The organism is Ochrobactrum sp. PL_is501, from assembly GCF_055816895.1.
Window position 1 is genome coordinate 41,937 of sequence record NZ_JBVPGR010000032.1, and the last position, 21,537, is coordinate 63,473.

The 21,537-nt window shown below is 57.8% G+C and carries 15 protein-coding genes and 2 pseudogenes; 2 read left to right on the top strand and 15 right to left on the bottom strand.

The genetic code is table 11. The features are described from left to right. Positions 1–5 precede the first annotated feature (5 nt). From AC0TOF_RS07280 to AC0TOF_RS07300, 5 genes are all read right to left on the bottom strand, one after another. Entirely contained in the window at positions 6–1,610 is a 1,605-nt protein-coding gene (locus AC0TOF_RS07280) for an FGGY-family carbohydrate kinase (protein ID WP_473767705.1), read from the bottom strand. A gap of 12 nt (positions 1,611–1,622) precedes the next feature. Beyond that, the gene (locus tag AC0TOF_RS07285; protein WP_473767706.1) at positions 1,623–2,351 is read right to left on the bottom strand and encodes an SDR family oxidoreductase; all 729 of its coding nucleotides are present in this window, start codon (positions 2,349–2,351) and stop codon (positions 1,623–1,625) included. Between the two features lie 19 nt (positions 2,352–2,370). Next, entirely contained in the window at positions 2,371–3,615 is a 1,245-nt protein-coding gene (locus AC0TOF_RS07290; protein WP_473767707.1) for a sugar ABC transporter permease, read from the bottom strand. Next, a complete protein-coding gene (locus AC0TOF_RS07295) occupies positions 3,615–4,445 on the bottom strand; it encodes an ATP-binding cassette domain-containing protein (protein WP_063620529.1) in 831 nt (276 codons plus the stop codon). The genes AC0TOF_RS07290 and AC0TOF_RS07295 overlap by 1 nt, the downstream gene beginning before the upstream one ends. A gap of 84 nt (positions 4,446–4,529) precedes the next feature. Further along, a complete protein-coding gene (locus tag AC0TOF_RS07300) occupies positions 4,530–5,576 on the bottom strand; it encodes an ABC transporter substrate-binding protein (protein WP_473767874.1) in 1,047 nt (348 codons plus the stop codon). 548 nt (positions 5,577–6,124) lie between these two features. Between AC0TOF_RS07300 and AC0TOF_RS07305 the strand changes: the two genes are divergently transcribed. Both AC0TOF_RS07305 and AC0TOF_RS07310 read left to right on the top strand, forming a co-directional pair. After that, positions 6,125–6,913, top strand: a complete 789-nt coding sequence (locus AC0TOF_RS07305; RefSeq protein ID WP_473767875.1) for a substrate-binding domain-containing protein — start codon at positions 6,125–6,127, stop codon at positions 6,911–6,913. 144 nt (positions 6,914–7,057) lie between these two features. Beyond that, a pseudogene (locus AC0TOF_RS07310) lies at positions 7,058–7,165 on the top strand (transposase); the annotation flags it as partial. Positions 7,166–7,220: 55 nt separating this feature from the next. On the opposite strand, the pseudogene AC0TOF_RS07315 reads toward AC0TOF_RS07310, so the two are convergent. The 10 genes and pseudogenes from AC0TOF_RS07315 to AC0TOF_RS07360 form a co-directional block, all read right to left on the bottom strand. After that, positions 7,221–7,762, bottom strand: a pseudogene (locus tag AC0TOF_RS07315) (IS6 family transposase); the annotation flags it as partial. Positions 7,763–7,779: 17 nt separating this feature from the next. After that, entirely contained in the window at positions 7,780–9,582 is a 1,803-nt protein-coding gene (locus tag AC0TOF_RS07320; RefSeq protein ID WP_473767708.1) for a DUF4139 domain-containing protein, read from the bottom strand. A gap of 403 nt (positions 9,583–9,985) precedes the next feature. Then, positions 9,986–12,316 (bottom strand): penicillin acylase family protein, encoded by a 2,331-nt coding sequence (locus tag AC0TOF_RS07325; RefSeq protein WP_473767709.1) that lies wholly within the window; start codon positions 12,314–12,316, stop codon positions 9,986–9,988. 17 nt (positions 12,317–12,333) lie between these two features. Beyond that, entirely contained in the window at positions 12,334–13,467 is a 1,134-nt protein-coding gene (locus tag AC0TOF_RS07330) for a M20/M25/M40 family metallo-hydrolase (RefSeq protein WP_473767710.1), read from the bottom strand. Further along, positions 13,464–14,645, bottom strand: a complete 1,182-nt coding sequence (locus tag AC0TOF_RS07335) for a M20 aminoacylase family protein (RefSeq protein ID WP_473767711.1) — start codon at positions 14,643–14,645, stop codon at positions 13,464–13,466. Before AC0TOF_RS07335 ends, AC0TOF_RS07330 begins: the two co-directional genes overlap by 4 nt. A 59-nt stretch (positions 14,646–14,704) precedes the next feature. Continuing rightward, positions 14,705–16,351 carry an ABC transporter ATP-binding protein gene (locus AC0TOF_RS07340; protein WP_473767712.1) on the bottom strand — a complete coding sequence of 549 codons (1,647 nt, stop codon included), beginning with the start codon at positions 16,349–16,351 and terminating at the stop codon, positions 14,705–14,707. Between the two features lies 1 nt (position 16,352). Beyond that, positions 16,353–17,198: an ABC transporter permease gene (locus AC0TOF_RS07345; protein WP_473767876.1), complete on the bottom strand. Its 846-nt coding sequence runs from the start codon at positions 17,196–17,198 to the stop codon at positions 16,353–16,355. A gap of 35 nt (positions 17,199–17,233) precedes the next feature. After that, entirely contained in the window at positions 17,234–18,175 is a 942-nt protein-coding gene (locus tag AC0TOF_RS07350) for an ABC transporter permease (protein WP_122000830.1), read from the bottom strand. 103 nt (positions 18,176–18,278) lie between these two features. Then, the gene (locus AC0TOF_RS07355) at positions 18,279–19,886 is read right to left on the bottom strand and encodes an ABC transporter substrate-binding protein (RefSeq protein ID WP_473767713.1); all 1,608 of its coding nucleotides are present in this window, start codon (positions 19,884–19,886) and stop codon (positions 18,279–18,281) included. Positions 19,887–19,919: 33 nt separating this feature from the next. Next, on the bottom strand, positions 19,920–21,419 hold the full coding sequence (locus tag AC0TOF_RS07360) for a M81 family metallopeptidase (RefSeq protein WP_473767714.1): 1,500 nt from the start codon (positions 21,417–21,419) through the stop codon (positions 19,920–19,922). Positions 21,420–21,537 lie beyond the last annotated feature (118 nt).

Sequence of the window (21,537 nt, forward strand, 5' to 3'; positions counted from 1 at the left end):
TTCTGTTAAAGCGCGCGGATTTTGCGGGCGGTTGCCTGCAACAGCGTGAACGCCTCAAAACGCCTGTCATGCCATTTGACGCGTTCGGCATCCGGCCTGTTCACCGCACCGAGTCCCGACATGGCGTGCATGGCGGCGGCAAGATCGGAATACGCGCCAGACGCAACCGCGCCCAGCATGGCCGAACCGAGCAGAACCGGCTCCGGCGACGTAGACGCGGCAATGACGAGGCCCGTCGTATCGGCAAGCACCTGCCGCACGAGATTGGAACGCGCCGCGCCGCCGGAAACCACGATAGTATCGGTTTCGATGCCCTTGGCTGTCTGCGCCTCCACAATCTGCCGCGCGCCATAGCCAAGCCCGCACAGACCGGCGAGATAAAGCCCGGTCAGGCTGTCAAGCCCAGCATCGAGATCGAGCCCGGCAATAACCGCGCGTGCATCAGGATCAGCGAACGGCGCCCGGTTGCCGAGAAATTCCGGCACGACATGAAGGTCACCGATAATCGCAGCCGTTTTTTCAACGCCACCCCTTGCTTCCACTTCAGCAGCAAGGCTGTCGGCCAAGCTCTTGCCCTGCGTAGCCGCCTGCTTTTCGGCTTCCGCCGCGAAAGGATGCATGTGGATCAGGTGATCGATAGCAGCACCCGCCGCCGACTGCCCGCCTTCATTGAGCCACAGGCCCGGCACCATGGCCGAATAATACGGCCCCCAGACGCCATCCACGAAAACCGGCTGTTCGGTTGTGGTCATGGTGCAGGCCGACGTGCCGAAGACATAGGCCATGCGCGACAATATCCGGCCTTCCGAACCGCGCGCGCCCACCGTTCCGATACCGCCCGCATGGGCGTCGATCAGACCGGCGGCAATCGCTGTGCCCGGCACGAGACCAAGCTCGGCCGCTGCCTCTGCGCTCAGGCCACCAAGCTTTTCGCCGCCAGCACGAACGTCGGTACCGATGCGGGCGAAATTTTCGTCCGCCAGTTCGCCGAGGCCAACTTGCCGGAAATAGGCTTCATCCCAGCGCTTTTCATGGCTGAGATAAGTCCATTTGCAGGTGACTGTGCAGGCGGAGCGCGCCAGACTGCCGCAGGATTTCCACGTCAGGAAATCGGTCAGATCGAAAAACTGCCAGGCAGCGGCGAAGGTTTCCCGCTTGTTTTCCTTCAGCCACAACAGCTTCGGCGTTTCCATTTCGGGCGAAATAGTGCCGCCAACATAGTCGAGAACCTTGGCCTTCGTCGCATTGATGCGCTCGGCCTGAGCGACTGCGCGATGATCCATCCACACGATGATATCACGCACGGGATCGTTGGACGGACCGACGGCGAGCGGCTTGCCGCCCTCGCCCAGCACCACCAGCGAGCATGTGGCGTCATAGCCGATACCGGCAATGCGCGCCGGATCGACACCCGCAATCTTGACGGCCTCGCGCACGCTTTCGCACACCGCCTGCCATATATTGGCGCTCGACTGTTCGACAATGCTGCCCGCCTCGCGCCAGATGGTAATGTCGCGCTTGGCCGAAGCAAGCATGGTGCCGCTGCCATCGAAAAGACCGGCGCGGGCGCTGCCGGTGCCGACATCGACGCCCAGATAATAGCTGGTCATGGTCGCTCCCATCTACAGATCAAGGCTCTGCGGAAGAATGACCAGATCGCGAATGGTGATGTTGCGCGGGCGCGTCAGCATGAACATCACCGATTCCGCAACTTCTTTCGCTTCCATAAGGCTGCCATTGGCCAGCGCCTCGTCCAGCTTGGCCTTGGGCCAATCGCTGATGAGAGCGGTGACGACCGGCCCCGGCAGGACGCCGCCGACGCGGATACCATGCGGGGCGACCTGACGGCGCACGGTATGCACAAAGGCCTGAACGGCATGCTTCGACGCCGTATAGATCGGCTCCCAGATCACCGGCACGACACCGGCGACGGAGCTTGTCATGATGATATCGCCGGTCTTGCGCTCCATCATATGCGGCAGCACCGCATGGATGGTGCGAAAGGCTGCATTGATGTTGAGGTTCAACATGCGGTCCCATGCATCCGGGTCGCCTTCCCACAAGGGGCCGCCGATATAGGCACCGGCATTGGCGTGAAACACGTCGAGCTGGCCAGCCTGTTCGAGAATCTGCGGCATCATGGTGGCGACCGACGCCGGATTGAGCAGATCGATGACCAGCGGCTTCGCCTTGTCGCCGAGTTCGGCGCATTTTTCGACCAGCGCCTTCTCGTCACGATCGACGAGAAACACCGTCATGCCCGCTTCGATCATATGCTTTGCACATTCAAAGCCGATGCCGGAGGCGGCACCGGTGACGGCGCCCACTTTTCCATTGAGATCCTGAGCCATTTTTTCAGTCCTTAGCGGTTTAGGCGCGGCCGTGCGACTGGCGCGAGCGGCGGGCAAGAGAATCGACGATCACGGCGATGGCAAGCACTGCGCCTGTAATCATGTAGCGAAGCGAAGAGGACAGATCGAGCAGCGTCAAACCGCTGGCAATCGACTGGATGACGATAATGCCGAGCAAGGCCGACCATGCGCTGCCGCGTCCGCCGAAAAGGCTGGTGCCGCCTATGACGGCTGCCGCGATGGCGTTGAGATTGACGTCACCGGTACCGGCCTGCTGGCTGGAGGAGGCAAGGCGCGACGCTGCGAGAATGCCACCGGCTGCGGCGAGAACCGAACAGGTCATGAAGGCCGACATATAGATGAACTTCACATTGATGCCAGCACGGCGCGCAGCTTCGCGGTTACCGCCGACGGCCTGCATGGCGCGGCCCCATTTGGTGCGGGTGAGCGCGTAATTCATCGCAATCACCAGCGCCACGAACAGGCCGAACATCCACGGCACGCCGCGCGACTGGTTGAGATAGAACACCGCGCCACCGACAATAACGGTGATGACAATGGCCTTGAGCGCGATCCCAGCTGACGACGGCGCCGACAGTCCGGCCTCACGGCGGCGCTGGGCGGAGCGAAATCCGGTGAAGAAGATGGCAAGCCCGGCAATCAGCACCAGCGCATAGGAAAGCGGGCGCGGCATGACCAGAAGCTGGCCGAAGCTGACGAGCCACGAGCCGTAAGGCAGGTTGATGGAGCCGGTATTGCCGAGCAGATAAAGCTGAAGGCCGAGCGCTGCCAGCAGACCAGCCAGCGTGGAAACGAAGCTTGGCATGCTGAAGCGGTTATAGAGAAAGGCGTAAAGCAGGCCGATCAGCGCGCCGGTGCAAAGTGCCGCCAGCATCGCGACCCCGACAGGCCAGCCGTGATTGACCCAGAGCACGCCGACGATGGCCGACGCCAGACCGCTAACCGAACCGACCGAGAGGTCGATCTCGCCAAGCATCAGGATGCAGACGATGCCGAGTGAAATCACGCCGATGGTCGAGCAGTCGAACAGCAGGTTGACGAGGTTGTTGCTCGACAGAAAGACCGGATTCAACGTCTGGAAGACGGTCCAGATGATGACTAGGCCGACGATAACCGGCAGCGATCCAAGATCGCCCGAACGAACACGGTCGAAGAAGTTGCGCAGCGCGCCTGAAACGCCTTCGTCATGGCGCACGCGTGTATCCTGGCGGTCGAGAGGGGTATTTCCGGTTGCCTGGTTCATTATGCTTCTCCCCGATCATGGGCCTGACCGGCTTCATGCTGCGCCTGCCGCCGTTCAGCGCGGCGGGAAACGGAATTGCTGCTCGCGCCAGTAATGGCCGCGACCAGTTCCTCATTCGAGGAATCCGGATAGAAAACACCGTTGTTGCGGCCAAGGCGCAGCACGACGATGCGGTCTGCCACGGCGCGCACGTCTTCCATATTATGGCTGATCATCAGGACGCCGAGCCCGCGATCGCGGACGCGCTCGATAAGATCGAGAACTTCAGCCGTCTGCGCAACGCCCAGCGCTGCCGTCGGCTCATCAAGCATGATGAGCTTCGGATCGAGCAGCAGCGAACGCGAGATCGCAACCGTCTGGCGCTGGCCACCGGACAGCGAAGCCACCGGCTCGCGCACGCTTGGAATGCGCGCCGACAATTCGTTCAGAAGCTTCCACGCCTTGATTTCCATCGACACTTCGTCGAGGCGATAAGGGCTCATTTCGCGGCCAAGAAAAATATTGGCGACGACATCGAGATTCTCGCACAGCGCCAAGTCCTGAAAGACCGTCGCGATGCCGAGATCAAGCGCTACGCCGGGCGAGGAAAGCACAACTTTCTCGCCGTTGAACTCGATGGTGCCGGATGTCGGCTGATGCACGCCTGCCAGCGTCTTGATGAGGGTGGACTTTCCCGCGCCATTATCGCCGACAAGCGCGACAACCTCGCCCGGAAAGACTTCCAGATCGATATCGGTCAGCGCTGAAACAGCGCCGAAATTCTTGGATATGCCGCTGAGGCGCAACACTGGTTGCCGCGACGATGCGGTTGGTTTGTTTTCCTGGGACATGGTTCGCTTTCCCCGGCATATCGTACGATATGCCATTATCGCATGAACTCGCCCGACCAGAATACTGGCCGGGCGTATCGTTGCTTACTTGGTGATGCCGAGCTTCTTGCAGCCTTCGGCATAGCGGTCGACGCACAGCGTATCAGCGGAAACGATGTTCTTGTCGATGATCTCCGCCTTGAGATTTTCTGCCGTTACGACCACCGGAACGAAGAGCTTCGACGGCGTGTTGTAGAGCGTGGCTTCGGCCTTCGGGGTTTCGCCGTTCAAAAGCTGACCCGCAACGCGTGCAGCTTCCGCAGCGACAATTTCAGACGGCTTGTTGATCGTGTTGTACTGATCGCCCGAAATGATGAGCTGAAGTGCTGCAATCGTCGCATCATTGCCGGTAACCGGCGGAAGCGGATCGATACCGGCGGCCTTCATGGCTGCAATCGCGCCGCCTGCGGTGCCGTCATTGGCAGCCACCACCCCGACGATCTGGTCATTGAAGCGGGTGATCTGGCCGCTGGCCCATTGCTGTGCCTTGCTCGGCGCCCATTCCGGCGTGTCATATTCGGCAAGCGTCTTGTAGCCGCTATCCTTAAGTCCGGCATGAATGCCGTTCTTGATGAGACCGGCTGCGGCATCGGTCGGCGAACCGTTGATTTGCAGAACGCCGCCCTTGTCGCCCGGCACGCCCTTGTCCTTCAGGTTCTTGACCAGCGATTCCGCAATCGACTTGCCAATGGCTTCATTGTCGAACGACACGTAGAAATCCGACGTCGCATCCGGGATCGGGCGGTCATAGGCGATGACCTTGATATCCTGCGACTGGGCGAGCTTGACCAGCGAAGCTGCCGCTGCCGTGTCAACCGCATCGAGCACAATCACCTTCGCGCCCTGCGAAATAACCGAGTTGAACTGCTGCTGCTGCTTGCTCGCATCGCCATCGGCGTTGAGATAAAGCACCTTGCAGCTTTCGCAGATTTTCTTCATCTCTGCGGCAAAGCCCGGATAATCGCGCTCCTCGTAACGTGTCGATGCCTGATCCGGCATCAAAAAGCCGACTACCGCATCCTTCACTTCCGCCTGCGCATTGCTTGCGAAAGACGACAGCATCACCGCAGCGAAAGCTGCCTTACCAAACATATTCTTCATGCCTCACTCCCACTGTTCTTCAGCTCCGGTTCGCACAACCTGGCAAGCGGATTCCAATCCCGCCCGGCTCCGTATTTCTCAGGTAGTGGCCTCCCACTCCATGATCCCGCTCCTTCGTAGCCTTCGCATTGCGGCCTATCAGAGCAAAATCATGTTGCACCATCGATAGTGCAACATCACCATCGCTTAACATCCCCTATCCGGTCAAGAGGGAAATGATGAAGAAACAGGGCCGATTGCCACCCCTCCCACTTGCAGCCAGCGGTCTCGACCCGCTAAGATCATGCTTCCATTCCAACGGATAAGCATGTTTGATGAGTGTTTCCCGCAAAGTAACCATCTATGATATATCGGAGAGAGCGGGTGTATCCGCCTCTACAGTTGCTTCCGTCATGAATGGGTCGTGGGAAAATCGAAGAATTACCAAAGCAACAGCGGATAAGGTCAGAATAATAGCCGGCGAGCTCGGCTATACAATCAACCTTCAAGCACGAGGGCTGCGCATATCGAATTCCGGCCTGATCGGCATGATCTTGCCTATGCTGGACAATCGCTATTTCAGTTCGATGGCGGCCTCGTTCGAAACGGTGGCACGTTCAAGGAATCTTATTCCCGTTGTGGCCAGCACATTGCGCGACCCGCAGCAGGAACGCAGCACTGTGGAAACATTGATTGCCCATAATATCGATGCGCTGCTGATCGCAGGCGCCACCGACCCCGACAGTGTCGCCAAACTCTGCGAAAAGGCCCACCTGAAGCATATCAATGTAGACCTGCCGGGCAGACACGGCGCCTCCGTAATCAGCGACAATTACGATGGCGCTCGCCAGCTTACCCGTCACATTGCCGAACGCAGATCACGTCGCAAGGAAAACAGTTTCTATTTTATTGGTGGCGTCGACAGCGACCACAACACGCGTGCGCGCGTGCGAGGCTATCAGGATGAGCTGGCTGCGCAGAACCTTCCGGTTCACGCTGGCACGATCATGACAAATGGCTACGGCCCCGATATCGCTGCAAAAACGATCCGGGATATCTACAACGAATTGAACGGACTGCCCGAGGCATTGTTCGTCAACTCGACGAGCCCCTTTGAAGGCATCGTGAGCTTTCTAAAAACGCTTCCGGTTGACGAGGTTCGAGAATGTTCCATCGGATGCTTCGACTGGGATCCCTTCATCGAGGTTCTCCACTTCCCGGTCGTTATGGCCCGGCAGAATGTTCAGGCAATGATCGAACGCGCCTTTGAACTTCTCGACGAACCCGCCCAAACAACCGATCTGCCGGAAATGATACCTACGGAACTGATCATCCCTCGCGGTGTTTGAACTTCAATCGATTGACCATCGAAACATGTCAGCCAAAGAGCCTCTCAGCGATGGGCGGACAGAGGTGGCTCGGGAAAATTGAACCGTTGTGATAAGTGGCTTTCGGCCTTTGAACACGGCAGTATGCCGGGAACAGGAGCCAAGATGACGAAACGCCCCCGCCGCAATCATAGCACCGCCTTTAAGGCGAAAGTCGCGCTCGCCGCGATCAAGGGGGAAAAGACAATGGTCGAACTCGCGCAGCAGTTCGACGGGATCTGTTGCAAAAATTTCGGTTGGGCAAAGCGTGGCCTACCGCTGGACGCAACTATGCTGCAAGTGCTGTGAATTGTTGTTTGAGTGAAGCGGTGCGGTTGACCCGAAATTGCCTTGCAGCTTGCGCATCATGTGAACCAATTCAATACCGGCAAGCGTGATCCAGGCGGCCGGCTTCGAACTTGAAGCCGAGCATCGACCGGATCCGGCGCTTGACACGGCGGTGATCCTGCTCGATGGCATTGTTCATGTATTTGCTGGATCGGATAGCGATGGGTCCTCCGGCCTGCCGCAACGGTTCTCCGCATCGGACTGCATGATGGCCATGCGGTTGGTCTGGCTGCCGTCAATGGTGATCCGTTCCGGCTTGCCATGGCGCGCCAGAACCTTGCGCAGAAAGCGCTTCGCGGCCTGGAGATCGCGGTTTGTGGTGAAGTAGAACTCGACCGTATCGCCATAGTTGTCGAGGGCGCGATACAGATAAAACCACGCGCCTTTGACCTTTACAGAAGTCTCGTCGAGGTTCCATTGCCGCGCGACCTCGCCTTTTCTCCGATTGAAGCAGTCAAGCAGCTTGGGGCTGAAATGCAAAACCTGAGCTTCAAGCCCAATCAAAATTGGCGGATCGTCTCACGCACCTGATCATCAATATGATCCGTGACTTTCTTGGCGGCTTCACGTTTTTCGGTGGCCCGAACGATACTCGTTTCGCTCTCTTCAAGAATTTTCAGATACTTGGTTTTCAAGTCGCTATTCTCGGGGACGGCACCGATGTTTTCTCGGATGCGCTCCTGCTCTTCAGCAAGCCGCTGAATATCTTCACTGGTTTTTTCCAATTCCCTGTGCGCATCGACCTGCTTCCTGCGTGCCTCGGCCAGCTGTGCAAGCTTTTCCGCTACTCCCTTGTCGGCGGCGGAAGACGACCAGCCAAGCAGAACGTCCGGTTCCGCGTCAGCCAGTGTGTAGCTGTTGTTTAGGAGCAATTCGTCTACCGCGGTGACGGAAGCTTCGCCCCCCGCTTCAACATTTGCCTGCAACCGGTGATGCGTGGCGGTTCGACCGTTCTCTGCTTGCGACACAAACGACCAGCCATCACGAACCGGATGTTCGATCACGATTGTCCGTTCACCATCCAGAGCACCCGAAATCGTATAGGTTGTGGTTTCCAGCAGTTTTTCTGTCGTGCGGATCGTCCCATCCACGATTTTGATATCCACGATCTTCTGCGTTGGCTTGCGATCCTCGGTTACGGTCACTTTCCGGTCCGTGGCAAAACTTGCCATGCGTGTATCGCCCTTGGGCAAGCCCGTGAGTTCGGCATCACCAATATAGCCTGCATTGGCATCATAAACGGTCAGGATACCGCCCGGCATGCTTGCGCCCGTCGAATTGCTGATCTTGATCGCCGCAATCGGATGGCGCAGCTTGCTTCCCGCGGTATAGACAGAAACCATCTGTGCCTCCACCGAGGCATCCGCAATAGGGACCGAGAGGGTATCGCCATTTGCCAGATCATAGCTGCCGGGCAAATCGAACGTGGCTGAAGTGTCGCTTTCGGTGGCAGTTGCGCCAGTCTCCGCCTCCCCTGTCCCACCCCCATAGTCCGCAGGAGCCGGCGCTGCTGCCGCCTGGTCTGCTACAGTCTCCATGGTTGGCGCCATCATGGCTTTTTTATCGGAAGCGGCGCGCGTCCGAACTCGATTTGACAAGTTGCCTGTATCGGGAGCCGCCACATTATCCGACGCCGTGTTGACGACGACTTCTGATCGTTCTTTCCAGTAGAGCTGATGCAAGCGCTGTTTCAGAGTAACGGGATCGGCGGAGGACAGAGCGATCTTCACACCTTTCCAATCTACTCCGCTGGCATTTTCAAGTATGGCCCACGCCTGAAGACGAGCTTTGGCGTCCTTGCCGACGACCACCCGATAGGCTGTCTTCCAGATCGGCGCAGCGATCACATAGCTAAGCCGAACTTCTTGTCCACCAACTCCGGCAATATGTACATTAACGACACGTGCACCGTCATTCTTTGCGCGTCCCGTCGCCGCAACCGCGTCGGCCAGTTTCTGGCGCATCTCCGGATCTTCGACTGTCAGCGCGGCATCGTCGCCCAATTTGAGTGTGTCAATCCTGTCGTCCTTGCCAAGCACCGTCAGCAATGCACGTTCTGCCGTTTTCTCGCTGCCGCGCGTTTCCACGCCAAGAACCTTGCCCATCACTGTTTTTCCGCCACTCGTGACCGATACCACCGTGCCTTGCATGGACGCGAGTAGTGCAGGCGCTGACACCAGAGTTTCAGGCGTGAACGGCAGGCCCTTGAAAGTCTCCTCGAGAGGCCTGGGTCCGGCGAGCGATATCCGATCGATCGTTCCAGCGTTGCCATTCAAGACGAGGCTTTTCAGAATATCGTCCACCTGGTCGAAAGGCACTTCGATCTGTATCGTTCCGTCAGCCGTTAGGGTGGCTTTTCTGGAAATTTCCGCCAGTCCGCCAGAGGACAACCGGATCGCGTCGATCCCACCGCTATCACCCGCTACGGCGATACCGGAAAGTGCAGTGCCAAGGAGCAGTGCGGCAGCCCCGGCTACATGGATGCGTTGGAACACGGTTAAATCTCCTCAGAACAGAATCGGCGTAGGGCCTTATCGTTTTCGGAATTTCGGTCAAAACTTCGGCTTCGTCGTGGCTTTTTCCGCCATACAGACGTTAATCATCGATTTGATCCCAGAATAGGAAGCCTGCATAGCCATCCACAAGTGTCTTATGGAGGATGGCCAGCCCCGATACGACGGAAGGCCGGACGAGCGGCCCTGCTGGCTATGCTTCCAGCATAATCGTGTGCACGGTCGCAGCCTGCACGGCTTTTGGCGAATAGACCAGGGGACAATGGTCGCCCTCAAGCCAGCGAGGAAGAAGGTCCTTATAATGGGGTGAGCCGGGCAGGCCAGACTGTCCCGGATTGTTGACAAACAGGCTGTTGTCCCATTCTCCCACATCGATCACTATCCGAACCGACGGACCAGCCAGAACAGAAAAATCATTGAAGCGGTAATTGGCATAATTGAGAGTGGAGCTGCTACCGCCCAACTCCAAAGCCTCGAGGGACCAAGCCTCCTCCGTCAGAGATTGCAAGGGATGAGACAGCTTGAGTTGATGAACACGGCCCCAAGACCATTCCTCCGGTCTCTCTCCCATCAATGACACGCATTCTGCCCAGGCGTCATCAAGACTTTGTGCAATATCCTTGTGGACATTTCCAACCGGCTCCGCTTCTTCCAGCCATTCCACGATGCTGGGAGCATCGAACGGCATGAGCATCGGAATGATATGGGGCTCCGCGCCTTCCCTTCGGGCGACAAATGGGCCGAGATGCTTGCTGAGCCAAACTTCAAATAAAGCGGCAGGAGCTGAATTTGCTGCCAGATTACCGTCCCAGTTTCGAAGCAGTTGCCATGCGGCGGTTTCGTCCGTCACCTCCATCGCTTTCAGGCATTTCAGAGCGCGCGCGGCAATCGGCGAAAAGGTCGAACATTGCAATTCCACGCAATCCTCAAGGGAAATCAGCGTATCGCGCGACAGTTCCCGATGCAACGTATCATGCCTGCTGCTGTCGAGCCATTCATAGCCAATGGTCGGGCTTGCGGCAGCCCACTCATCCGGTACGTTCATCGCATTGGCGGTCGCGATGAAACCACGCGCGGGATTGATCTCGGACGGCCCTGCTTGCGGGAGCAGATAACCGTTCCATTCGTAGCGCCCATCACCGGGAACGGGTAACAAGCCATCCCAATTCTGACGTATGGGCGACGCACCGGAAGGTTTCCATGCAATCTTATTGGTCGTATCCGCGTAAATGTGATTGACGGACGGACAGCCCCATCCATTCAACGCTTCGGCATATTCCGCATAGCTCCTTGCCTTCATGACGGAGAGGCTGGCCATGTAAGGTGCCATACCAGCATCCATCCAGACGGTTCGCAATCCAAAAGCCCTGTTGTTCTCAGCATCCCGATAGATGACAGGGCCATGGCGGGTAAACTCCAGCGTCACCGTCTGGTCTGGACAACCTTTTACTGGAATGGCTTCCGTAATGGTCGTGACTTTTTCCCAACCATCCCGATAGGCATATTGCTCAGGATCATCTTCACGGGTCCGATAGACATAGATATCTTCCTGATCCGCCCCGAAAATGGTGAGCCCGAAAGCGGCAGTCCCGTTATGGCCCATCGATATCCCCGGTACCATTGGTTCACCGGCACCGATCACATCAAGGCCCGGCGCAGACAGATGCACTACGTAACGGATAGACGGCAAGACATGCGTTCGATGCGGATCAAGCGCCAGTATCGGGCGCCCTGTAGTGGTTTTCTCGGCTGAGATTGCCCAATTGTTTGAGCCTTCTTCGAAGGAAGCCCTGATGATCTCTCCAGAGGGCGCAACGGTCGTCCAGAGAGCTGCGTTCTCAAGCGTGGCCGCAAGCCTGTCACGGGAAAAGGTCGCCGGACTGACGGCAAGGTTGAAATCACGCAAAACTCGATCCGTCATGATCGCCGGATCAAACCCGTTGACCGGCTTTGAGACAACGCCATGCGACAACTGCTTGCGCAACCTATCAAGCCTTGCGCCAAGCTCGCTTCCAACAGCGGCCATCACCTTTGACCGTAACAATTCGGAAGATGCATTGCGTGTCAGCGAGTGGGTTCGCACACGCACCACATCTTCCGCCTTCCATCGGTCGGGGCGATGGCCAAGCAGCGTAAATTCCGGCGGAAGTGGTATCGAACCCGCATCGCAGGCATCAATATAGGTATTGATCCCGTTGGCGAATGCGAAGCAGATTTCTTCCGAGTGAGGACCGTAGGCTTTCCATTCGGGTGCCATATCGCCACGATAGAGAAACAGCCGCGCCGCCCTGTCCTGTTCGAGATAGCCGGGACCGAAATCCCGCGCCAGCAGGCCAAGACCGCGCTTGCGCGCGATATCGATCTGCCAGAGGCGATCACGTGCGGCATTCCAGCCTTGCGCGAAGAAAAGATCATGAAGATTGTTCGCCTGGATATGGGCTACTCCCCACTGGTCCACCCTGATCGTAACATCTTCCTTAAGGCCTGGAACCTCATGGGCTGCAAGTCGCTTCTCGTCGCGCATGGCCGCATCCGTTTTGTTCAGTTGAGCCGCAGAAACAGCCCTGCGTGGAGACGCGCCCGTTCTATCAGGCTGTCCTCGAAGATATGTTCACCCAGGGTATGGAGACCTTCGCCCCGAACGCCGATGGAATCGAGCGTCGGCACGCCAAGTGCGCCTGTGAAATTGCCGTCCGAACCACCACCCGAACTCTGGGCCGTCATCGTGAAACCGATCTCCTTCGCAATATCGTTGGCGAAGTTGAAGAGCTCCATGTCCTGCGGCTGCCCGTGATCCCAAACCGGGCGCGTGACGCCACGCGTCACGATGAATTCCACATCATCTTTCACGCCGGCAAGCGCCAAGATGCGAGAAACACCCTCTTCCAGATCCTGCTGGGTCTTGGCCATGCTGAGTGCTTCCGCCTTGCAGCTCGAAGATACGCAATTGACCCATTGTCCCGCATGAATGACACCGACCGAAAAGGTGCAGTCATCTGTGGTGAGCGCTTCAATATCGATGATCTTTTCCGCCATGCGGCGGATGGCGGAACGGCCTTCCTGAAGCATCCAGCCAGCATGGCTCGGACGTCCAACGGTTTCAAGATTATAGCGTGCAATCGCGTAACGCCCCACGACGGCCCCGCCGTCGCGACGCGCCGGCTCAGGGACAAGCACATATTTGTTTTTTAGTGCTTCCTGTTCGATCAAATCACGTGTGGAGGGCGTTCCGACTTCTTCATCGGGCGTCAGCAGGAACGTCACCGGCAGCTTTGTCGTCAGTCCCGAACGGGCGATCTGGCGCATTGCCTCGAGGGCCACGAAATTGCCGCCCTTCATATCCTGGATGCCCGGCCCGTAAATCTTACCGTCCTCGCGGCGATAAGGGTTCACATTGATGACGCCGAGCGGATGGACCGTATCGAGATGGCCGGAAACCAGAATACCCGGCCTGCCTTGATCCGCATGCGGAAAACGGGCGCGCAACGACCCGCCAAAGCCCATGCGTCCGGGTATGATTTCCACGCTCGCACCGGCAGCAGCAAAATCATAGGCCGCAGTGTCAACCATGCGGTTCACAGCGGTCGCGTCGAAGGTCGGACTTTCTGTTTCGATCCATGGACGCAAGCGGGCAATCATATCATCGAGATCAAACGGCAATTCATGCGCACTCATGCGGAAAGTTCCTTATTCACTGGCAAACGGGTTTCCACGATCCGGGCATAGATCGACGATCCGATTGGCAACGTCGCGGGATCGAGCGTAAAGGCGGGATTGTGGAGGGCGGCTTTGCCGCCATGCAGCACATTGATGTAAGCACCGGGAACGCGGGCGAGCATGTCGGCGAAATCTTCGCTGCCCATGAAGGCGGGGCAATCCTCGGTCACGTTTTCCTCGCCCAGCACATCGCGTGCTGCGGCGATATAAGCGTCGGTTAATTCATGATCGTTGCGCAGAACATCAAACACGTTGCGGATATCGACATCGACAGTAATGCCGAAACCTGCAGCGATACCGGCACAGATCTCGCGCAGGCGGGTTTCGGCAAGATCGCAGACCCGCTTTTCGAAATAACGGATCGTGCCGGTGATCGTGGCGACTTCCGGCACGATGTTATAGGCACTGCCGGTATGGAATTGCGTGCAGGAGACGACACAGGCTTCCGTAGCTGGAATATTGCGGGACACAATGGTTTGCAGTTGGCCGACGAGATCGGCACCGATCACCAGCACGTCACGCGCATTATGCGGCTGGGCCGCATGGCTGCCCTTGCCGGTCAGCTTGATGTCGAAAAAGCTGGCGCCCGCCATGGCTGCGCCCTTGCGGATCGCGGCTTTGCCCAGTGTACCAAGAGGCTGATTGTGCATTCCATAGATTTCATCACAGGGAAATCGCTCGAAAAGCCCTTCCGAAATCATCCTGCGCGCTCCACCAAGGCCTTCTTCGGCTGGCTGGAAGACGAAAACCGCGCTGCCTTCGAAATTGCGCGTTGCCGCCAGATACTGTGCGGCGCCAAGCAGCATTGTCGTGTGTCCGTCATGACCGCACGCATGCATGCGCCCCGGGTTCTGCGAGGTGTAAGGGACGCCGGAAATCTCATCGATGGGCAGTGCGTCCATATCGGCGCGCAGGCCGATGCGGCGATTGCCACCATTGCGCCCCGTCAGTATCCCGACGACACCAGTTCCGGCGATGCCGGTATGAACTTCATCGAAACCCCATCTTTCCAGCAGACCGGCCACAACGCCGGAAGCATGTTTCTCCTCGAAGCCAATTTCGGGATGACGATGGAGATCTTCGAAAACCGCGCGCATCTCGCCGGCTTTCTCCTCAATAAACGGTATGATGGGCATGATTTCATTCCTGTTTGAAACTTTGAAGAGGACCAGGGCTGCCACCGGCAGCCCTTCGATCAGGCTGCAGGACGTCCCGCGGCAAAATCCCAGAAGCGGCCCGGGGCGGCTTCGATCAACGAACGCGTATAGTCGTGGGAAGGATTGCCAAGCACGTCCGCGGCGTTACCCTGCTCCACAACCTGGCCGTGCTTCATTACCAGCACTTCATCGCAAATCTGTGCCGCAACACGCAGGTCATGCGTGATGAAAATGATCGCGATGCCGGTATCCTTCTGCAATTCTGCCAGAAGATCGAGAACCTGCGCCTGCACGGAGACATCGAGCGCAGACACGGCTTCATCGGCAACGAGAATGTCCGGGCGAAGAGCGACGGCACGCGCAATCGCGATGCGCTGGCGCTGCCCGCCCGAAAACTGATGCGGATATCGTTTCAGCGCATCTTCCGGCAATGAAACGATCTTGAGCAAACGCCTCGCTTCGGTGACCGCATCCTCATAGGGAACGCCATAGTTCAGCGGCCCTTCGGTCAGGCTCTGTTCGATGGTCCAGCGGGGATTGAGCGAGCGGAACGGGTCCTGAAAGACCACCTGAAGTTTTTTGCGGAACGGCTTCATGTCGCGTTTTCCAAGATGTGCAATGTCACGTCCACCCACGACGATTTGTCCTTCCGTCGGCTCAATCAGGCGCATGATCGAACGCGCCACGGTGGTTTTGCCTGAACCGGATTCGCCAACAATGCCGAGTGTTCGGCCCGGCTGGAGGTCGAAGCTGACCGCGCGCGATGCCTTGACGCCGGGCTTTCTGCTGAAAAGGCCCCCGCTTCGATAAGTCATACCGAGATCACGCACCCGGATGACGGCTTCGCGCTCTTCGTGCCCGCGCGCAGGGCGAGGAATGAGACTTGGTACGGAGCCAAGCAGATCCTTCGTGTATTGCTGTTGAGGTTCAGACAGAACCTGACGAATGGTGCCACGCTCCACGATTTCGCCGCTGCGCATGACGCAGACGCGGTCCGCGATCTCGGCAACGACGCCCATATCATGCGTGATGAACAGAACCGCTGTTCCGTGCTTTTCCTGTAGCTCCGCGATCAGGGACAGAATCTGCTTCTGTGTCGTTACGTCGAGCGCTGTGGTCGGCTCATCAGCAATCAGAACCACGGGCTCCAGGATAAGCGCCATGGCAATCATGATGCGCTGGCGCTGCCCGCCCGACAACTGATGCGGATAGCTTTGATAGATGCGTTCCACGTCCGGCAGATGGACCTGCTCCATGATATTGATGACTTTGGCACGCTTGGCGGCAGCCGAAAGCCCGGTATGGATATCCAGAACTTCCGTGATCTGCTCTCCGACCCGCATCACAGGATTGAGTGCGGTCATCGGCTCCTGAAAGATCATTGAGATGCGCGTGGCACGCATCTTCTTCATATCGGCTGGCGAAAGTTGCAGCAGGTCCCGCCCGTCAAGGCGGATTGCACCACCCGTCACGCGCAGTGCGTTTTGCGGCAAAAGCCCCATGGCTGTGAGGGATGTGACGGATTTTCCCGAACCCGATTCACCTACGAGACAGACGGTTTCGCCTTTTCGAATATCGAAGCTCACGCCGCGAAGTACAGGCGTGCCGGCGGGAAGTGCCACGGCAAGATTATCCACTTCCAACACGACGGGCTCTGCCGAAAAGTCACGATTTCGCAGTTCCATGTCAGCCCTCCCGCTTTTTCAGGCGCGGATCGAGCGTATCGCGAGCCGCATCGCCCAGAAGGTTGATAGAAAGGACGCATAGCGTCAGCAAAAGTCCCGGCCAGAGCACGATCGACGGCTTGATGCGAAAGAACTGGCGCCCTTCCGCCATGATGTTCCCCCAGGTCGGTATCTCGGTGCTGATGCCAGCTCCGAGAAAGGAAAGAATTGCTTCGGTAAGGATCGCCGATGCAACGATATATGTGCCCTGCACGATCAGCGGTGCCATTGTGTTCGGCAGAAGATGACGAAACAGGATTTTCGGTGTGCTGGAACCGAGCGCCAAGGCGGCCTCGACATAAGGCTCCTCTCTGGCACTGAGAATGACTGAACGGACCAGACGCACCACCCGGGGAATTTCCGGAATGGTGATCGCCACGATCACCGAGCCAATGGAGGGCCCATTGAGCGCGACCAGCGCAATGGCGATCAGGATTGAGGGCATCGCCATCAGAGCATCCATCATGCGCATGATGATTGCATCGGCAGTACGGAAGAAGCCGGCGATAAGACCGATGAATACACCAACCATTATCGAGGAAACCGCCGCGAAAAGCCCGATGAGGAGGGAAATGCGTCCCCCGAGGATCATACGTGAGAAAAGGTCCCGACCGTAATTGTCCGTGCCAAGCAGATATTCGTCCGAGGGTGGCTTGAGGCGCATCATCGGGTTCATGGCGAGTGGATCGTGGGGTGCGATCCACGGAGAGACAAGGGTGAGAAGAATGATTGCGGCGAGAAGCAAGGCAGCAATCAGCGGTCCGATGCCAACGCGGGCGACGCGCGGCAGCGAAAACAGGCGAAGCATCCAGTGCATGCCAGCCGATGTCGATTCTGTGCGCATCAATAACGAATCCTCGGGTCGAACAATGTGTATGAAAGATCGATCAGCAGATTAACGAACACATAGAGTGCACTCGTCAGCAGGATCATGGCCTGAATTACCGGATAATCACGGGCAAGCACCGCATCGACCGTCAGGCGGCCGATACCGGGTATGTTGAAGATGCTTTCGGTAACCACGACGCCGGAGATCAGCAGCGCAAACCCCGTCCCCACAATGGTAACGACAGGCACGGCCGCATTTTTCAAAGCGTGCACGAACAGAAGACGGCGATCACTCACACCCTTGGCGCGCGCGGTGCGGATATAATCCTCGCCCAGAACGTCCAGCATCGCTGCCCGGGTCATGCGGGCAATCAGTGCGATATAGATGGAAGCCAGTGTCAGCGCAGGCAGGATTGCCCGTTCCATGAAGGCGCCCAAACCCGCCGAGATCGGCTTGAACCCCTGTACCGGCAGCCAGCCCAGATTGACCGAAAAGACCAGCAACAGCACATAGCCGACAAGAAAAACCGGGACGGAAAAGCCGAGGACGGAAAAGCTCATTACCAGATAGTCGATCCACGAGCGGTGGCGCCATGCGGCAAGTACACCCATAGGGATAGCGACAAGGACCGCGATGATGATGGTCAGGACAGCGATCGAAATCGTCGGTCCGATGCGCTGCGAAACCATATCAAGAACAGGCACGCCCGAAATCAGCGAAACACCAAGATCGCCCTGAAAGATCCTTCCCATCCATGTGAAATATTGCGTCAGGATCGGTTCATTAAGGCCCATGGCCTCACGAATACGCTCCAATTGCTCCGTCGTCGCAGCATCCCCCGCGAGAATTGCAGCCGGATCGCCCGGCGTCAGTCTCAGGAGGAGGAATACGAAAATCGATACCAGCAACAACACCGGCACCAGTGCAAAAATGCGTTTTAGGAGATAGACAGCCATATGCACGCCCCGCGTGATGCGGAACCGGCAGGAAAAACCGGCTCCGCGGTGGACTGGGAGTTATCGCGCCCGGAACAGATGAGCACGATAACCGCGGGCAAAATTACTCTTCGGTCTTCTTGACGTTCCAGAAGACCGGCACTGGCGAACCCAGCATATCGATGACATTGGCACGACGCCCCTGAGGCGGGTTGTATTCGCCGAGGGGGATGTAGAGTACATTTTCAAGCGTGTGCGCCTGGATCTTCTCGATCACAGCTTTCTGATCTTCAGGCGTCTGAGCTGAAATATACTCTTTCTTCAACGCTTCGATCTTGTCATCCTGCGGCCAGCCGAACCAGCCTTGATCGCCGCGGCCATTCAACATGACCGAGTTCAGCGGCGTCCAGATTTCCGGTATCTGCCAATTCGTGAAGAAGATATTCCATCCCCCCTTGGACGGTTCGTCCTTGGACGCGCGGCGGCCAACCAGCGTTTGCCAATCCATCGGCTGCATGTCGACATTAAACCCGGCGGCTCGCAACTGTTGTGCGGCAACAACAGGCTGCGGCGACAAGCTGGTAACATCCGTCGGCTGCATCAGCACAACCGGCTTGCCGTCATAGCCCGCCTTCTGCAACAGCGCCTTCGCTTCTTCGATATTGCCCTGCCCTGTGATGCTCTCGGAACCGACATTGGTGGCATTGGGCGTTCCGCAACCAAAGATCGCTCCACAAACCTTGTAATAGTTCGGATCAGCCATCAGCGCGGCAAGCACCGGCTCCTGCGACATGGCGAGAAAAGCGGCGCGGCGGATATCGGGATTGTCGAAAGGCGGTTGCTTGAAGTTGAGACGGCCCATCGTCTGGTATCCCAGAGGATCTCGCTGCTCCAGCACAACACTGTCGTCACCTTCGAGCAATGGAACAAGATCAACGGGAACCTGCTCGATATAGTCGATCTCGCCGCTGGTCAGGGCGTTTACCGCTGTCTGCGCATCGGTCATCGTGACCCAGCGCACCTTGTCGACATTGACGACCTTGCCGCCAGCCATCCAGTTTGCCGGTTCCTTGCGCGGAACATAATCCTCATTCTTGACGTAGCTCACGCCGACGCCGGGCTGGAACTCACCCGGCACGAATTTGAACGGGCCGGAACCTATGTGTTCGGTGATGGCCGTGTCCGCCGGCGTCGCCGCGATACGCGCTGGCATGATGAAAGGAGGCAGAGCCGCCTGCTTGGCCAGTGTATCGAGGAAGGGCGCAAACGGCTCCTTTAGGGTCCAGACAAGGGTTTTGTCATCGGTCGCCTTGAGTGAATCCGTGATGTCCATGATAAGCTGGCCGCCAGCATCGCGCTTGGACCAGCGCTCCAGTGAAGCCACGGCATCAGCAGCAGTGACAGGCGCTCCATCGTGGAATTTCAGACCGTCGCGCAGCGTGAAAGTATAGACCTTCTTGTCGTCTGAAACGGTCCAGTCCGCCATCTGCGGCTGCGGCTTGAAGTTCTCGTCTACGGCGATCAACACGTCATAGATCATATAGGCATGATCGCGCGTGATATGCGCAGTCGTGATTATCGGATCGAGAATGCGCAAATCCGAATGCATCACGGCCGTGAGCGTGGTTTCCGCCCATGCGTTGCCAGCGCCCAGAGCAAACAAGGAAGCGGCAACGCCATATTTCAGCCTGCGAAGAACGGGGCCAGGTTCAGGAGATTTGAAAAACTGCATCTGCTTGGGTTCCTCTGAAGGTTGTTTTTGTTTTTATTTAAATTCCGGTCCGAGCGGCTCCAGCCGTATGCCCGAACGCAAATTTTTCCATGACAGTCTGGCCGGGCTGAGCGGCATCGCGCCCGGTGCGGTGCAGACCAGAAGTTGTTCGGCTATGGGTGCAAAGTCTGCACGAAAATGTACCGAGCTCTTGTTGACGAGAATGGCTTCCTTCTCCGGCTCGATACCCACCATGCGATAAAGCGCACGATCGGCCATCTGGGCGAGATTGGTGGTGACGACGATCCGTGTGCCGCCCAGACGCAGACAGGCTGACGGCCCCATGTTCAGCCAGGTTCCACCATAATAGGGTCCTGTCGCATGAGCCTTGCCGTCGGAAAGCTTTTCCACGGTAAACAGGGCCTTGAACGGCGCGTCGCCCTCTATCCCCGACTTGCCGCCGAGCGCAATTTCCACCGCCGCTCCCTCTCCGGCCTGATGTGCAATCCTTGCCGCTTCCGGGTCATGAATGCAGCCGATGGAAGCCCGCTCCGCGCCACAGGCAACGAGTGCGCGAAGCATCCCGGTTGTATCAGAACTACCACCTGCTCCCGGATTATCCTGCGTATCCGCGATGATGATCGGTCGGCGCGCATCGCGCGCTAGCTCAATCGCCTTCGCCACTCCCTCCTCCGGCTGATAGGCCGTACCGGCAAAGGAAGGTTCGGCCGCGGCCAATGCGGCAATGACCGCGTCTGCATGGGCCTCAACGGCTGTCCGATCCCAACCATAGGCGAAAACCGACGGGCCGCATTCGGCAAAGTCTGCCGCCGGAAAGCCCATGAACAAGGATGCCGTCAGCACATTCTCAGGCAGCTCCGCCGCCATGGCATAAAGGCCTTTGGCCGGCTCCTCATCCGTACATTGCCAGGCAATCGGGATCAGGTAATCCCCCTGCCGCATTGCCTTGTGCCAGCCTTTCGGCTTGTCCATCAAAGCCTGCAACGCCTGTGCCGCCCGGTAGCCGGTTTCGGCCATATCAACATGCGGATAGGTGCGAAAACCCACCATCACATCGCAATGTTCGAACATCCTTCGCGTGATATTTCCGTGAAGATCAAGGGCGACAGCTATCGGTTCGGTCGGGCGAACCGCACGGACACGCGCAAGAAGCTCCCCTTCGCCATCGTCGACATGCGCGGCGACCATAGCACCATGCAAGTCGATGAAGATCCCGTCGAGCTGGCCGCAATCCTTAAGCCCTTCGACAATTTCCGAAACGATGGCTTCATAGGCATCCCGGGTGACCGGGGCGGATGGAATGGCGCCGGCCCACAAAATGGGAACGACTTCCCACCCCGCCTCGCGAGCGAAATCCAGCGCACCGGCAATGCCGAGATTTACATTGCGCGCATTTTGAAGAACCGCCTCGCCGCGAGACAGCGGAATATATCCGCCTCCCTGGACAAACGCCGCCATATCGGCTGGCGCCGAGGCGAAGGTGTTCGTTTCATGCAAGAAGCCAGCCACAGCCACGCGCTTGAGCACGAGCATACTCCCATCTACCGATTTATCCCCAGAGCGAAACCGTGTATCTGTCAGCGATACATCTATATTGTTTTTAATGATAGGAATCAATTTTGCTCCTTGTCAATCTATGAATGGCGACTAA

Coding starts and splice junctions, on each gene's coding strand:
- AC0TOF_RS07280 (WP_473767705.1), bottom strand. CDS start 1,610: ATGACCAGCTATTATCTGGGCGTCGATGTCGGCACCGGCAGCGCCCGC.
- AC0TOF_RS07285 (WP_473767706.1), bottom strand. CDS start 2,351: ATGGCTCAGGATCTCAATGGAAAAGTGGGCGCCGTCACCGGTGCCGCC.
- AC0TOF_RS07290 (WP_473767707.1), bottom strand. CDS start 3,615: ATGAACCAGGCAACCGGAAATACCCCTCTCGACCGCCAGGATACACGC.
- AC0TOF_RS07295 (WP_063620529.1), bottom strand. CDS start 4,445: ATGTCCCAGGAAAACAAACCAACCGCATCGTCGCGGCAACCAGTGTTG.
- AC0TOF_RS07300 (WP_473767874.1), bottom strand. CDS start 5,576: ATGTTTGGTAAGGCAGCTTTCGCTGCGGTGATGCTGTCGTCTTTCGCA.
- AC0TOF_RS07305 (WP_473767875.1), top strand. CDS start 6,125: ATGCTGGACAATCGCTATTTCAGTTCGATGGCGGCCTCGTTCGAAACG.
- AC0TOF_RS07325 (WP_473767709.1), bottom strand. CDS start 12,316: ATGCGCGACGAGAAGCGACTTGCAGCCCATGAGGTTCCAGGCCTTAAG.
- AC0TOF_RS07330 (WP_473767710.1), bottom strand. CDS start 13,467: ATGAGTGCGCATGAATTGCCGTTTGATCTCGATGATATGATTGCCCGC.
- AC0TOF_RS07335 (WP_473767711.1), bottom strand. CDS start 14,645: ATGCCCATCATACCGTTTATTGAGGAGAAAGCCGGCGAGATGCGCGCG.
- AC0TOF_RS07340 (WP_473767712.1), bottom strand. CDS start 16,351: ATGGAACTGCGAAATCGTGACTTTTCGGCAGAGCCCGTCGTGTTGGAA.
- AC0TOF_RS07345 (WP_473767876.1), bottom strand. CDS start 17,198: ATGCTTCGCCTGTTTTCGCTGCCGCGCGTCGCCCGCGTTGGCATCGGA.
- AC0TOF_RS07350 (WP_122000830.1), bottom strand. CDS start 18,175: ATGGCTGTCTATCTCCTAAAACGCATTTTTGCACTGGTGCCGGTGTTG.
- AC0TOF_RS07355 (WP_473767713.1), bottom strand. CDS start 19,886: ATGCAGTTTTTCAAATCTCCTGAACCTGGCCCCGTTCTTCGCAGGCTG.
- AC0TOF_RS07360 (WP_473767714.1), bottom strand. CDS start 21,419: ATGCTCGTGCTCAAGCGCGTGGCTGTGGCTGGCTTCTTGCATGAAACG.